This window comes from Kutzneria sp. 744 (assembly GCF_000568255.1).
Classification (GTDB): Bacteria; Actinomycetota; Actinomycetes; order Mycobacteriales; family Pseudonocardiaceae; genus Kutzneria.
The window spans coordinates 5,055,685-5,069,421 of sequence record NZ_KK037166.1 but is presented as its reverse complement, the minus strand read 5'-3'; the positions used below and the strand labels follow the sequence as shown (position 1 = coordinate 5,069,421).

The window sequence follows — 13,737 nt, the reverse complement described above, 5'->3', positions numbered from 1 at the left end:
CTCCTTCGCGCCCGAACGATCGATTCGGATCGGTTGGCTCCGGCGATATTGACCGTGTGTCAACGGGTTCCTACATCCGACAACACCGCCGCTCGGAGTTCGCACGACGTCGCGACACCCTGCCATCGCCGGCATCGTCGGACAAGGAGCACTCGTGAACAAGACCATCACGGCCGGCCTGTGCGCGCTCGGCCTGCTGCTGGCGGCCGGCCCGGCCACCGCGGCCCCGGCGCTGAACCCGGCGGCCGCCCCGGGCGGCAACTTCGATCTGTCGCACTGGCAGCTCCAGCTGCCGATCGGCTCGCCCGGCAACCCGACCGAGATCGCCCCGGCCAAGCTCACCGGCGCCAACGGCTTCCAGGACGCCTACTTCTACACCGACAAGACCGACGGCTCGATGACCTTCTGGTCCCCGGAGAACGGCGGCCACTTCAACGGCTCCAACTACGCGCGGTCCGAGCTGCGCGAGACGAACACCGACAACTCGCCGAAGTACTGCCAGCTCAGCGCACGCACAAGCTCAACGCCACCGTCGCCGTGAGCAAGGCGCCCAAGAGCTACGCCGTGCCGTCCTCGTTCGGCGGTTATCCCCCGTACTTCAAGGCCGGCGACTACAACCAGAGCAGTAGCAGCAGCTCGACCGTCGGCGCGCTGGTGCACTTCTACGCCCTGAGCTTCTCCCGCTCCTGATCCGACTGCAGCTACCTACAGGGCCCCGCCATGACAGTTGTCATGGCGGGGCCCTGACAGGTGTGCCAGGGCCGGGACGCTTCGGGGCGACAGGCTATGTGCCATGGACAGCACAGACACCGTCACCCGGGGCGCCGCCGTGAGCCTCCGCGGACTGGTCAAGCACTTCGGCGACGTGCGCGCCGTCGACGGGGTCGACGTCACGATCGCGCCGGGGGAGGTCGTGGCGCTGCTGGGGCCGAACGGGGCCGGCAAGTCGACGACGATCGACATGCTGCTGGGCCTGGCCGAGCCGACCCAGGGCGCGGCGTCGGTGTTCGGGCGGGCGCCGAGGGAGGCCGTCGCCGCCGGGCTGGTGGGCGCGATGCTCCAGTCGGGCGGACTGCTGGACGACGCCACGGTGTCCGAGACGGTGGCGCTGTTCCGGGCGATGTACCCGAAACCGTTGCCGCTCAAGGAAACCCTCCAGCGGGCCGGCCTGGCCGAGCTGGCCGGCCGCAAGGTGGGGGCGCTGTCCGGCGGCGAGAAGCAGCGGGTCCGCTTCGCGGTGGCGCTGGCCAGCAACCCGGACCTGCTGGTCCTCGACGAGCCGACGGTGGCCATGGACGTGGAGGGCCGCCGTGAGTTCTGGGCGGCCATGCGTTCCTACACGGACACCGGCCGCACGGTCGTGTTCGCGACCCACTACCTCGCCGAGGCCGAGGACTACGCGGACCGGGTCGTGCTGCTGCGCTCGGGCCGGGTCGTCGCCGACGGCTCGGTGAGCCAGGTCCGCTCGCTCGCCGCCGGCCGCGTGATCACGGCCAAGATCCCGCACGCCGACGAGGGCGCGCTGGCCCTGCTGCCGGGCGTCACCTCGGTGCTGGTCCGCGGCGACTCCACCGAGCTGGCCTGCGTGGATTCCGACACGGCCCTGCGCGAGCTACTCGACCGCCACCCGCAGGCCCGCGACATCGAGGTCCGAGGCGCCGGCCTTGAGGCCGCATTCGTCACTCTGACCAGGCAGGAGGCCGCCTGATGGGCGCGCTGTTGGCTTTCGAGGTGCGCAGGCTGCTTCGCTCGCCCCGGTTCTCCATCTTCACCGTCGCGTTCCCGCTGGTGATGTTCCTGGGCTTCAGCTCGGCCGAGGGCCGGGGCGACCCGGCCGTCGTCGCCTACCTGATGGTGAGCATGGCGGCCTTCGGCGCGGTGGCCGCCTCGGTCAGCACCGGCTCCCGCACCGCGATCGAACGCCAGGTCGGCTGGAACCGCCAGCTCCGGCTGACCCCGTTGAGCGGCGTGGACTACCTGATCTCCAAGGTCGCGGCGGCGATGCTGGTCGCGCTGCCGAGCCTGCTGCTGGTGTACGCCGCCGGGGTGCTGTTCATGCATGTGGACCTGAGCCCGGGCACGTGGCTCCAGCTGATCGTCTTCTGTTGGCTGGGCGTGCTGCCGACCGCGGTGCTGGGCCTGCTCATCGGCCTGCTGGCCACCGGCGACTCGGCCCAGGCCATGAGCACCGTGCTCATGCTGGGCCTGAGCATGCTCGGCGGCCTGTGGCTGCCGCTGAGTGCCCTGCCGGCCGTGATGACCGACATCGCCCAGGCCCTGCCGAGCTACTGGCTGGCGGAATTCGGACATGACGCGTTGGCAGGCAACGTTCTGAGCTTCCAGGGCGTGATCACCATGGCGGCCTGGATCGTGGTGGCCGGCGCGTTCGTCGCGCTCCGCTACCGGCGGGACTCCGCTCGCGTCTGATCGGCGGCTCGCGCGCCAGAGGGGAGTGCGCGAGCCGCCGTCAGCCCGAACAGGTCTCGCTGCCGGGGCAGCTGCGCAGCAGCCGCACCACAGGGGGCGCCGTGATCCTCGACGGCGCCCCCTTCGCGCCGTCCGGCCACTGCACGGACACCGCGATCGACGACGAGTTGTTGTCGTAGTTCTTCTCCGTCAGCGTCCGATCCGGATTGACCGTGTTCACCACGTCGTACACGCCCGAGGCCACCCCGGTGATGTCCAGCCACTGGAAGTCCACGGTGTAGCGGTAGTCGTCGCCGCTGCCCACGGAGATGCCCTCGGTGACGTCGGTGGCGCCGGGCTGCTCGTGGCCGCACATGTTGTAGATCAGGACCTGGTGCAGCTTGGCCTCGGGCTCCTCGTCCTCGTGCACGCGGTGCTGCAGCGACGCCTTGTCCGGCACGTCGTAGCGGTCGCCCAGGCAGAAGCCGTTCTTGCGGTCGGACACCACCGCGCTGCCGGACAGCGTCCGCAGCTGGAAACGCTCGAAGTTCAGCAGGTGCCAGTGCATGTGGGCCGGGGCCGGCTCGTAGTAGGCGCTGGTGCCGGACGGCTTCTGGGCGTTGCGGAACGTGTCCGGGATGGGGCCGTGCACGCCGTTCTGGAAGGCCTGCCGCACCGACATCGTCGAAAACAGCGTGCTGTCCCGGTGGGCGTAGAACAGCAGCGGGCCGTCGCCGATGTTCTCCTCCGACGAGGTGAACCGCAGCCGCACCGCCCTGATGTCGCCGGACGTCACGCACGGCGCGTTGGGGGCGTTGACATCCGTGACCATGCAGACGTCCCAGTCCTTGCAGTCCTGGGGGTCACCGCGGTGGTTGCCCGCGCAGCCGACCGGCGCCTGGCGCAGGTCCGGCACCAGCATCGGCGCCGCGGCCTCGGCCGGGGGCGTCGTCGCCAGCAGGGTCAGAACCGCCGCCACAGCAAGGAACCGCGCAGTCGCCGTCATGGCCTCAACCTAGCCACGCGGCCTCCGACCCGATCGGGTGATGTCCGCTGTGACCGTGCGTGGATGCCCTTAACCTCGGCCCGTGTCTGCTGCCACCGAACCCGTCACCGCCCCGCTTCCGTCCCTTCAGGACGCCCGCGTCGTGACCGCCCCCGCGCTGCGTGAGGCCGCCCTCGTGCTGGACGCCGTCGCCGCCGTCGTGTCCAGGTCCGACGCCGACACCGCCGCCGGCATCCGCAAGGTCGTCGCCGACCTCGAGGCCGGCGACCGCATCGACCGCCCCTGCTGCGACAACCCTTGGAAGCCCGCCCTCACCACCGCCCTCACCCCCTGACCTTCGGCAAGATCAAGGGACCGATCCTCTCGTTGAACGTCAGGAAGTGTAAAGCGGGGTCAGCGCCAGCTGGGGAGCCAGAGTTCGGCCTGCCACTGGGCGGCGCTGATCGGGTCCCCGTTCAGGATCGGCCACAGCCAGACGAAGTTGGCCACCACCAGTCCCGTGTAGATGGCCACCACCAGCAACCCCGTGCCCCGCCGCTCGGCCCCGGCGCGGGCCCGGCCGAGGATGTCGCCGCAGGCCAAGACCAGGCCCAGCACCAGGAACGGCGCCATGGGCGTGACGTAGAAGAAGAACATCTGCCGGTCGATGTTGACGAACCAGGGCAGCAGGCCGGCCATGTAGCCGACCATGACGGCGGCGTGGCGCCAGTCGAACTTGATGACGGCCCGCCACAGCGACCAGCCGATCATGGGGAAGGCCAGCCACCACATCGCCGGCGTGCCCACGAGCATCTGGGCGCTGACGCACTCCGAAGCGCCGCAGCCGGCGGCCAGCGGGCTGGGCGACTGCTCGATGTAGTAGAGCATCGGCCGCAGGCCCATGGGCCACGTCCACGGCTTCGACTCCCACGGATGGGTGCCGACCCCGGGCGCGCCGGTGATCAGGTTGGCGTGGAAGTGCAGCACGTTGCCTTCGTAGAAGAAGAACGACTGGAAGGCGTTGGGCAGCCAGCTGGAGACTGCGACCGTGTTGCCGGCGGCGTTCCGGTCGACGCCGGTCTCGCTGCCGAACCAGGCCCACCAGGACGCGAAGTACACGGCCACCGAGATCACGACGATGGCCCACAGCGCCGGCAGCACGTCACGCACGATCGCGCCGGCCCACGGTCGCTCGACCCCGGCCGCCCGCCGCGCGGTCGCGTCCCAGATCACCGACAGCAGGCCGAAAGCGACGATGTAGTAGATGCCGTTCCACTTGACGCCACAGGCCAGTCCCAGCGAGATGCCGCAGGCGAAGCGCCACCAGCGGAACCCGAGCCGCGGCCCGAACTCGGACGCGCCGACCCAGCCCTCGCTGACCGCGACCGCCAACCGGTTGCGCACGACGTCCCGGTCCACGAGCAGGCAACCGAAGGCGACCACCACGAACAGCGCGCCGAAGATGTCCAGCATGCCCAACCGCGACTGCACGTGGCTGACGCCGTCGCAGATCAGCAGCACACCGGCCAGCGCGCCCAGCATGGTCGAGCGGGTCAGGCGCCGTCCGATCCGGACGATCAGGAAGATGCACAGCGTGCCGGCGATGGCCGAGGAGAACCGCCAGCCCCAGCCGTCGTAGCCGAACAGCCACTCGCCGACCGCGATCAGGTACTTGCCGACCGGCGGGTGCACCACCAGCTCGTAGCCGGGGTTGTCCTCGTAGCCGCCGTTGCGCAGCATCTGCCACGCCTGCGGCACGTAGTGCTTCTCGTCGAACACGGGCGTGCCGCGGTCGGTCGGCGAGCCGAGGTCCCAGAACCGGATCAGGGCGCCGAGCAGCGTGACGCTGAGCGTGACCAGCCACCCGCGGACAGTGTCCGTCGGCCGCCAGACGGCGAGGCGTTCCAGTGGCCCGGCGGTGGACGGCTGCGTCGCCGGCGGCAGCTCGCCGACGTCCACCACGCCGTCGGGCTCGGGTTCGGTCCGCTCCACGATGGTCGTCACGGGGGTCGATCGTAGGGTGAGTGGCGTGAATACCGTATCGGGCACCGGCCGTCTGCTGTTGGCGGCGACGCCCCTGGGCAACCTCGGCGACGCCACCCAGCGTCTGGTGGATGCCCTGGCCACGGCCGATCTGGTGGCCGCGGAGGACACCCGCAAGCTGCGTTCGCTGGCCGCCGGCCTGGGGGTCAAGCCCGCCGGCAAGGTCGTCAGTTTCTACGACGCGGTGGAGACGGCCCGGCTGCCCGGGCTGGTCAAGGCGGTCGCATCCGGACAAACGGTGTTGCTGGTGACCGACGCCGGCATGCCGAGCGTGTCCGACCCCGGCTACCGCCTGGTCGCCGCCTGCGTGGCCGAGGACCTGCCGATCACCTGCCTGCCCGGCCCGTCGGCGGTGGTCACCGCGCTGGCCCTGTCTGGGGTGCCGGTCGACCGGTTCTGCTTCGACGGCTTCCCGCCGCGCAAGCCGGGGGAGCGCCGCAAGTGGCTGGCCACGCTGGCCGCCGAGACCCGGGCCTGCGTCATCTTCGAATCACCGCATCGGGTGGCGGCGACGCTGGCCGATGCCGTCGAGGTGCTGGGCGCGGACCGCCGGGGCGCGGTCTGCCGCCAGCTCACCAAGTCCGACGAGCAGGTCCGGCGGGGCACCCTGGCCGAGCTGGCCGAGTGGGCCGCCGCCGGGGTCGGCGGCGAGGTCACGGTGGTGTTCGCCGGGGCCGAGCCGGTCGTCGTGGACGTCACCGACGTGGCCGACCTGGTGCCGGCGGTGCAGGAGCGGGTAGCCGCTGGACAACGCCTCAAGGATGTGGTTGCCGAGGTCGCGGCGGGTGCCGGCGTCAGCAAGAAGGCGCTGTACGACAGTGTGGTCGCGGCCAAGAAGTAATCAGTCGGGGCGTCCCCGTACCCTTACGCCCATGAGTGCCTCCGTGCTGACGGCGGTGGCCTGGCCCTACGCCAACGGCCCCCGTCACATCGGCCATGTCTCCGGTATCGGTGTTCCCTCCGACCTGTTCGCCCGCTACATGCGAATGTCCGGCCATGACGTGCTCATGGTCTCCGGCAGCGACGAGCACGGCACCCCGATCCTGGTCCAGGCCGACAAGGAGGGCCTGACGCCGCAGCAGACCGCGGACAAGTACCACCGTGTCGTCGCGGAGGACATGCGCGCCCTCGGCGTGACCTACGACCTGTACACGCGCACCACCACGCGCAACCACTACGACGTGGTGCAGCAGATCTTCCTGGCGCTCAACGACAACGGCTACATCCTGCCCAAGACCACGACCGGCGCGGTCAGCCCGTCCACCGGCCGCACCCTGCCCGACCGCTACATCGAGGGCACCTGCCCGATCTGCGGCTACGACGGCGCGCGCGGCGACCAGTGCGACAACTGCGGCAACCAGCTCGACGCCGCCGACCTGATCAACCCCAAGTCGCGGATCAACGGCGAGAAGCCCAAGTTCGTCGAGACCGAGCACCTGTTCCTGGACCTGCCGGCGTTCACCCGCACGCTGGGCGAGTGGCTGGCGTCCAAGACCGACTGGCGCCCCAACGTCGTCAACTTCACCAAGAACCTGGTCGACGACATGCGGCCGCGGGCCATCACCCGCGACCTGGACTGGGGCGTGCCGATCCCGCTGGACGGCTGGCGCGACCAGGGCCTCAAGCGGTTCTACGTGTGGTTCGACGCCGTGATCGGCTACTTCTCGGCCAGCGTGGAGTGGGCCCGGCGCAGCGGCGACCCGGACGCGTGGAAGCGTTTCTGGACCGACCCCGAGACGCCGATCGTGCACTTCATGGGCAAGGACAACATCACCTTCCACGCCCAGATCTGGCCCGCGCTGCTGATGGGGCACAACGGGGCCGGCGACAAGGGCGGCAAGCCCGGGCCGTACGGCACGCTCAACCTGCCCACGGAGATCGCCTCCAGCGAGTTCCTCACCATGAGCGGCTCCAAGTTCTCCACCTCGCGGGGCCGGGTCATCTACGTGCGGGACTTCCTGGCCGAGTTCGGCCCGGACGCGTTGCGCTACTTCATCTCGGCCGCCGGCCCCGAGACCCAGGACGTGGACTTCACCTGGGACGAGTTCGTCCGGCGGATCAACTTCGAGCTGGCCAACGAGTGGGGCAACCTGGTCAACCGCTCGGTCTCGATGGCGCACAAGAACGTCGGAGCCGTGCCGGCGCCGACCGCGCCCACCCAGGCCGACGAGGACCTGAAGACGCTGTCCAAGGCGGCTTTCGACACCGTGGGCGCCCACCTGCGGCACTCGCGCTTCCGTGCCGGCATCGGCGAGGCGATGCGGGTGGTGTCGGCGGCCAACAAGTACCTGTCCGACCAGGAGCCGTGGAAGCTCAAGGACGACCCGGCCCGCCGCGACACGGTGCTGCACACCGCGTTGCAGGTGGTCAAGGACGCCAACACGCTGCTCACGCCGTTCCTGCCGCACTCCGCGCAGAAGATCCACGAGCTGCTGGGCGGCACCGGCCTGTGGGCCTCGCAGCCGGAGATGCGCGAGGTCACCGACCTGGACGACCCGTCGCGCGAGTACCCCGTGCTGACCGGTGACTACACGACCGAGCAGGCCAGGTGGGAGTCCACGCCGATCGAGGTCGGCGTGCCGCTGAGCAAGCCGACCCCGTTGTTCGCCAAGCTCGACCCGGAGCTGGGCGAGACCGGTCCGGAGTGGGCTCCGATCGAGAAGTGAACGAGCTTGCGAGTTCGCCAATGAGCACAGCGACCTCAGTCGCGGCTTCGCCTCGCTCCGCGAGGCGAGAGCCGTGACACCTCGCAAGGGAGAACGGCCGCCGATACCGGAGCGTCTTCCGGTGTCGGCGGTCGACGCCCACACTCATCTGGAAGCCTGTGGCGCCAAGGATTCCGCTGATGTCCGGTCCATGATGGACCGTGCCGAGTCGGCGGGCATCGGCCACGCGATCACCGTCGCCGATGACATGGCCGCCGCGCGCTGGGCCGTCGAAGCGTCCACTTGGGACGATCGCGTTTTCGCCGCCGTCGCGCTGCATCCCACGCGTACCAAGGACTTCGGCGAGGCCGAGCGGGACGAGTTGGCCGCGCTGGCCGCGCACCCGCGGGTGGTGGCGATCGGCGAGACCGGTTTGGACTACTACTGGGACTACGCCCCGCACGATGCCCAGCAGGACGCTTTCCGTTGGCACATCGAGCTTTCCAAGCGCCTGGGCAAGCCGCTGATGATCCACGACCGGGACGCGCACGAGGACGTGATGCGCATCCTGGACGAGGAGGGCGCCCCGGAGACCGTGGTGTTCCACAGCTTTTCCGGCGACGTGGATCTGGCGCGACGCTGCGTGGCCAACGGTTACGTGCTGTCGTTCTCGGGCACGGTCACGTTCCGCAACGCGAAACCGTTGCGGGACGCGGCAATGGTTGTCCCACTACAACAGTTGCTTGTGGAGACCGACGCGCCTTTCCTGACGCCGCACCCGTTCCGGGGTCGTCCGAACGAGCCGTACTGCGCCGCGTACACGCTCCGTGAACTCGCTGATCTACGGGGAGTGCACGTCGGTGAGTTGGCAACAATCGTCACCGCAACGGTGAACCGAGTCTTCGGCCTGGGCGTATGACCGTGCGTACGGAGAAAGAATCACCCTGTGGTGTGACTGGAGACACAACAACCCCGGGAATGTTTGCTCACACGCTCGACCTCCGTTACGGTCCCGTGATCGGTGGGTCGGACAGCGATGTCCCGCCACCGGCCCGCAGTCAGGTCGGCGTTCGTCGGGGACAGCCGGAGCCCGTGAGGGAACCAGCTGGACGGCGTTGACTACGGGACGACAGACAAGGCAAGTCGGAGCACGAGACCCGAGTGAAGCGAGGAGAAGTACCAGCGGCTGACGTCGGCTAGGCGAGACCAGCCGCGGAACTCTTCGCGGATCATCGGCTTTTCGGAGGTAACGACCCCGTGACTGGGACCGGTAGGCACCGTAGACCGCGCGCGTCCGAGGAAGCGCCGACTCAGGCGCAGAGCGCTCAGAGCTTCTGGGCACCCCACACCGGGGTGGCCGTGGCCGAGCGCCAGTCCTCGAGCTGGACCGCAGTGCGGCCGGACCTCGACTGGGACTGGGACTGGGAGGCCGAGCTCGAGTCCACCCGCCAGTTCGTGCCCGGCGGGGCGTATGTCTCCACCCAGGACGTGATGGACGTCCTCGGACCGGACGCCCAGGACATCCTCAACTCCGTCAACATGGAGCTCGACCAGCTGCTCGAGCTGATGAACGCCAAGACCACGGTCTTGCCGATCATCCGTGACGACGCCGGTCCGCTCACCGAGGGCCTGGGCCAGTGCTGGGAAGAGCTCGAAGAGGGCCTCCAGGACGCCAACCTCGTCCCGGAACCCCAGCGAAAGTCGGTCGTCAAGACCGACCTCGAAGCCAAGTCGCCGTGGAAGCGCCGGTTCATCAAGGCCGCTGTCATGGCCACCCTGGTCAGCCTGGCCGGTGGCGGCGCCACCGCGCTGGCCATGGACAAGGCCGTCACCGTCGATGTCGACGGCCACGAGATGACCGTGCACACGTACTCCGGCACCGTCGGCGACGTGCTGGCCAAGCAGGGCCTGTCCGCCGGCGCGCACGACTCGCTGATGCCCTCGGCCAACTCCTCCATCGCCGACGGCGGCAAGATCGTCCTGCAGCGCGGCCGCACCATGACCGTGTCCGTGGACGGCGTGTCCAAGACCCAGTGGGTCAAGGCCCAGAACGTCGCCGACGCGCTGCGCGAGATGGGCGTCAAGACCGAGAACGCCAAGCTCTCGGTCGACCCGTCCAAGCAGATCCCGCTCGGCGGGATGTCGATGGACGTCAAGACGGCCAAGACCGTCACGATCAGCGACGGCGGCAACGCCCCCAAGCAGCTCACCACCTACGCGGTGACCATCCAGGAGCTGCTCAAGTCCCTGAACATCTCCCTGGGCGCGGACGACAACGTCGCCCCGGCCTCGGACACCAAGCTGGCCAGCGGCGCCCAGATCACCGTCAGCCGCAACGGCGTCACGGTGGTCCAGGAGAACCAGGACATCCAGCCGACGACGCAGATCGTCAACGACCCGACCCTCGACGAGGGCGTCACACAGGTCATGGACCCGGGCACGGTCGGCAAGCAGAACGTGACCTACCGGGTCACCATGCACAACGGCAAGCAGACCGACAAGCAGCAGATCGGCGTCCAGGTCATCACGCCGATGAAGCCGAAGATCGTCAAGAACGGCACCAAGGCGCTGCCCGGCGACGAGATCTGGGACCGCATCGCGGTATGCGAGTCCAGCAGCAACTGGCACGCCAACACCGGCAACGGCTACTACGGCGGGCTGCAGTTCAACAACCCGACCTGGCTGTCCAACGGTGGGGGGCAGTACGCCCCGCGGGCCGATCTGGCCACCCGTGAGCAGCAGATCGCCATCGCCAACCGCGTGCGGGCAGCCCGTGGCCTGCAGCCGTGGCAGTGCGCCGGCGAGCTCGGCCTGAGCTGAGCCTAGAATCTCGCTTCGTGCCCGAACTGCTGGGACCCGTCGAGGTCCGCGCCCTTGCCCAGGAGTTGGACGTCCGTCCGACCAAGAAGCTGGGCCAGAACTTCGTGCACGACACCAACACCGTGCGGCGTATCGTCGCCGTCTCCGGTGTCACCGCCGATGACGTCGCCCTCGAGGTCGGTCCCGGCCTCGGGTCCTTGACCCTGGCGCTGCTGCCCGTGTGCCAGGCCGTCGTCGCCGTCGAGATCGATCCGGTGTTGGCCGCCCGGCTCCCCGCGACCGCCGCCGAGTTCGCCCCCGACTTCGCGTCCCGGCTCACCGTCGTCGGCGCCGATGCCATGCGGGTCACCGCCGACCAGCTCGGCGCCGCCCCCACGGCCTTGGTCGCCAACCTGCCGTACAACGTCTCCGTGCCGATCATCCTGCATCTGCTGGCCGAGCTGCCGTCACTGCGGACCGGGCTCGTCATGGTCCAGTCCGAGGTCGCCGACCGCATGGCCGCCGGTCCCGGCAGTCGGGTCTACGGGGTTCCCAGCGTCAAGCTCGCTTGGTACGCCTCCGCCCGCCGCGCCGGACCCGAGCCCCGCTCCGTCCTCTGGCCCGTGCCCAACGTCGACTCCGCCCTCGTCGCCTTCACCCGCCGCGAGGTCCGTCCTCCGTGTCACGCGAGGCCCTCTTCACCCTTACGCCGCCTTCGCCCAGCGCCGCAAGACCCTCCGCGCCGCCCTCGCCGGCTGGGCCGGCTCCGCCGACCGCGCCGGCCAGCTCCTCACCGCCGCCGGCGTCGACCCCTCCCTGCGCGGCGAGCAACTCGGCATCGCCGACTTCGTCCGCGTAGCCGAAGCCGCCGCCGCGTAGTCCCCCCCCCACGTCTGCGGCAACACCCGCCCCCATCGGCTTCTTCCCGCCACCCCGTGACTTTCGGATTCAGCCGCGCCCCCACACCGCAGCCCCCAACCCAACCCAGGGGGGCGTCCCCGATGCCATTCTATCGAGCCCCTCACCTGGATGATCTTGAAAGTGTCCGGCCTGTGGACAACTTGCCGGGTTGTGGATAACCCTGGGTGCCGGGGAACCTACCGTGGGATACGTCGTGAACCGAGTAATCACCGGGCATCGGTGTGACTTACCGAACGATCCGTGGTTCTTCCTGGGCATGGCTTGATTTTCCACATACCGGTCGGGTGTACTGCTACTTGCATCCATCCCGAGCGGCCGAGAGACCTGGATCGACGAAGCCGCAGCAACCACCCGACCCCGGGCAGGTGCTACCGCCAGGACCGATGGAGGACGTCATGGACCTCGCCCGAGTGTGCGCAGCTCTGCTGCTCACCCGCCGTCGAGTCGTCGATCAGTGCCGCCGCACCGCCACGGGCTGTCAGGCCGGCCGGTAACACCCTACCCGCCGCTGCTGTCGGTTCACCCTTAATCGCCCCGTCCGGTTAGGACGGTCCAAAAAGGACGGTCATACGCGCGCCATGAGCGTGCGTGGCCGCGCGTGCCGTGGAGCATAAAGTGATCACTGTCGACAATCTGGTCAAATCCTTCCCCAGCCGCAGCGGCGCGGTGCGCGCGCTGGACGGCGTCACCCTTGAGGTCCAGGCCGGCGCGGTGTGCGGCGTCGTGGGCCCGAGCGGCTCCGGCAAGTCGACCCTGGCCCGCTGCATCGCCCTGCTGGAGCGACCGGACAGCGGCGCGATCCGTGTCGACGGAACCGACCTCGTCACGCTGGACGGCAACCGCCTGCGCGCGGCGCGGCGGCAGATCGGCGTTGTGCCGCAAGGGGATTCCCTGCTGCGTCAGCGCACGGCGGCGGGCAATGTGGCGCTGCCGCTGGAAACCGCGGGTGTTGACGGCCCGACGCGGCGTCGTCGCGTGGGCGAACTGCTCGATCTGGTGGGCCTGACGGACAAGGCGGCGTCGTACCCGGACCAGCTTTCCGGTGGGCAGCGGCAACGCATCGCGGTCGCCCGCGCGCTGGCCGCGAACCCGGCGGTGCTGCTGGCCGATGAACCCACCTCGGCGCTGGACCCGGAGACCGCCGGCTCCGTGCTCACCGTTCTCGACCGGGCCCGAGCGGAGCTCGGAGTCACGGTTGTTGTTGTCACACACGACATGGCGGTCGTCCGCCGGATCTGCGACGACGTGGCGCTGCTCGACGGCGGCCGGATCGTGGAGAACGGCAAACTGCTCGACCTTGTGTCCGATGTGGACAGTCGTACCGCCAACGCGCTGCTGCCCGCGCTCGACCAGACCGACGGCGTCGCCGGCAACCACGACCGCGTCGCGGACGTGGTGCTGGTCGGCTTCGCCGCGGTGGGCGCGCTGCTGCCGGAGGCGTCCAACCGGTTCGGCGTCGACCTCGCCGTGCTCGGCGGCGGACTGACCCGTCTCGGCGAGACCCCGGTGGCCCGGTTCCGGCTGGGCCTGACCGGCGAACGGGCCGACTCCGCGCTCGAGTGGATCTCCGAGGCCGGCGCCCTCGTTCGACGGACCCCGAAGGGTCCGCAGGGAGTCGCTGCGTGAGACCGACCACTCCGTGGTCCGATGTGTTCGACCTGCTCCACCCCGCGCTCGGCCAGACGCTGTACATGGTCGGCGTGGCGACGTTGTTCGCCACGGCGCTCGGGATCCCGCTGGGCGTGCTGTTGCACGTGTCGGCGCCGGACGGCCTCAGACCCGTCCCGCTGCTGCACCGGATCCTGGGCACCGTGGTGGACTTCGGCCGATCGCTGCCGTTCATCGTGCTCATCGTGCTGCTGCAACAGGTTGTCACCCGCCCACTGATCGGCACCTCGATCGGCCCGACCGCGGCCATCGTGCCGCTGGCCATCGGAG

At 69.6% G+C, this 13,737-nt stretch carries 12 protein-coding genes, 2 pseudogenes and 1 riboswitch; of the genes and pseudogenes, 12 read left to right on the top strand and 2 right to left on the bottom strand.

Annotation, left to right across the window (positions count from 1 at the left end):
* Nucleotides 1–154 precede the first annotated feature (154 nt).
* From KUTG_RS22625 to KUTG_RS22615, 4 genes are all read left to right on the top strand, one after another.
* Nucleotides 155–541: a polysaccharide lyase family 7 protein gene (locus KUTG_RS22625; protein ID WP_052395237.1), complete on the top strand. Its 387-nt coding sequence runs from the start codon at nt 155–157 to the stop codon at nt 539–541.
* Nucleotides 538–690, top strand: coding sequence for a polysaccharide lyase family 7 protein (locus tag KUTG_RS63855; protein WP_232240896.1), 153 nt, complete (start codon nt 538–540; stop codon nt 688–690). The genes KUTG_RS22625 and KUTG_RS63855 overlap by 4 nt, the downstream gene beginning before the upstream one ends.
* 103 nt (nt 691–793) lie before the next feature.
* Entirely contained in the window at nt 794–1,708 is a 915-nt protein-coding gene (locus tag KUTG_RS22620; RefSeq protein WP_043719356.1) for an ABC transporter ATP-binding protein, read from the top strand.
* Entirely contained in the window at nt 1,708–2,427 is a 720-nt protein-coding gene (locus tag KUTG_RS22615; protein ID WP_043719354.1) for an ABC transporter permease, read from the top strand. Before KUTG_RS22620 ends, KUTG_RS22615 begins: the two co-directional genes overlap by 1 nt.
* Before the next feature lie 40 nt (nt 2,428–2,467).
* Here the strand turns inward: KUTG_RS22615 and KUTG_RS22610 are convergent, their stop codons facing one another.
* A complete protein-coding gene (locus tag KUTG_RS22610) occupies nt 2,468–3,412 on the bottom strand; it encodes a lysyl oxidase family protein (protein ID WP_043719353.1) in 945 nt (314 codons plus the stop codon).
* Nucleotides 3,413–3,494: 82 nt separating this feature from the next.
* Here KUTG_RS22610 and KUTG_RS22605 point away from each other — a divergent pair, with 82 nt between their 5' ends.
* Complete coding sequence (locus KUTG_RS22605; RefSeq protein WP_043719352.1) at nt 3,495–3,746, top strand: hypothetical protein; 252 nt, start codon at nt 3,495–3,497, stop codon at nt 3,744–3,746.
* Between the two features lie 59 nt (nt 3,747–3,805).
* On the opposite strand, the gene KUTG_RS22600 is transcribed toward KUTG_RS22605, so the two are convergent.
* Nucleotides 3,806–5,395, bottom strand: a complete 1,590-nt coding sequence (locus tag KUTG_RS22600) for a dolichyl-phosphate-mannose--protein mannosyltransferase (RefSeq protein WP_084579671.1) — start codon at nt 5,393–5,395, stop codon at nt 3,806–3,808.
* Between KUTG_RS22600 and rsmI the strand changes: the two genes are divergently transcribed.
* The 7 genes and pseudogenes from rsmI to KUTG_RS63840 form a co-directional block, all read left to right on the top strand.
* The gene (rsmI, locus tag KUTG_RS22595; protein WP_052396647.1) at nt 5,385–6,275 is read left to right on the top strand and encodes a 16S rRNA (cytidine(1402)-2'-O)-methyltransferase; all 891 of its coding nucleotides are present in this window, start codon (nt 5,385–5,387) and stop codon (nt 6,273–6,275) included. The two genes, KUTG_RS22600 and rsmI, sit on opposite strands and share 11 nt — an antisense overlap.
* Before the next feature lie 31 nt (nt 6,276–6,306).
* A complete protein-coding gene (gene metG / locus KUTG_RS22590) occupies nt 6,307–8,100 on the top strand; it encodes a methionine--tRNA ligase (protein ID WP_043719350.1) in 1,794 nt (597 codons plus the stop codon).
* A gap of 73 nt (nt 8,101–8,173) precedes the next feature.
* Nucleotides 8,174–8,998, top strand: a complete 825-nt coding sequence (locus KUTG_RS22585; protein ID WP_043719349.1) for a TatD family hydrolase — start codon at nt 8,174–8,176, stop codon at nt 8,996–8,998.
* Between the two features lie 440 nt (nt 8,999–9,438).
* Nucleotides 9,439–10,899: a resuscitation-promoting factor gene (locus KUTG_RS65705; protein WP_157494708.1), complete on the top strand. Its 1,461-nt coding sequence runs from the start codon at nt 9,439–9,441 to the stop codon at nt 10,897–10,899.
* 17 nt (nt 10,900–10,916) lie between these two features.
* Nucleotides 10,917–11,757: pseudogene (gene rsmA / locus KUTG_RS56560) on the top strand (16S rRNA (adenine(1518)-N(6)/adenine(1519)-N(6))-dimethyltransferase RsmA).
* 341 nt (nt 11,758–12,098) lie between these two features.
* A riboswitch (SAM riboswitch) is annotated at nt 12,099–12,189 on the top strand.
* A 225-nt stretch (nt 12,190–12,414) separates the two neighbouring features.
* Complete coding sequence (locus KUTG_RS22565; RefSeq protein ID WP_043719346.1) at nt 12,415–13,425, top strand: methionine ABC transporter ATP-binding protein; 1,011 nt, start codon at nt 12,415–12,417, stop codon at nt 13,423–13,425.
* Nucleotides 13,422–13,737 (top strand): annotated as a pseudogene (locus KUTG_RS63840) (metal ABC transporter permease); the annotation flags it as partial. The gene KUTG_RS22565 and the pseudogene KUTG_RS63840, both read left to right, overlap by 4 nt.

Bases quoted from the DNA above. Each gene is read 5' to 3' on its own strand.
- KUTG_RS22620 (WP_043719356.1), top strand. From the start codon at position 794: ATGGACAGCACAGACACCGTCACCCGGGGCGCCGCCGTGAGCCTCCGC.
- KUTG_RS22615 (WP_043719354.1), top strand. From the start codon at position 1,708: ATGGGCGCGCTGTTGGCTTTCGAGGTGCGCAGGCTGCTTCGCTCGCCC.
- KUTG_RS22610 (WP_043719353.1), bottom strand. From the start codon at position 3,412: ATGACGGCGACTGCGCGGTTCCTTGCTGTGGCGGCGGTTCTGACCCTG.
- rsmI (WP_052396647.1), top strand. From the start codon at position 5,385: ATGGTCGTCACGGGGGTCGATCGTAGGGTGAGTGGCGTGAATACCGTA.
- metG (WP_043719350.1), top strand. From the start codon at position 6,307: ATGAGTGCCTCCGTGCTGACGGCGGTGGCCTGGCCCTACGCCAACGGC.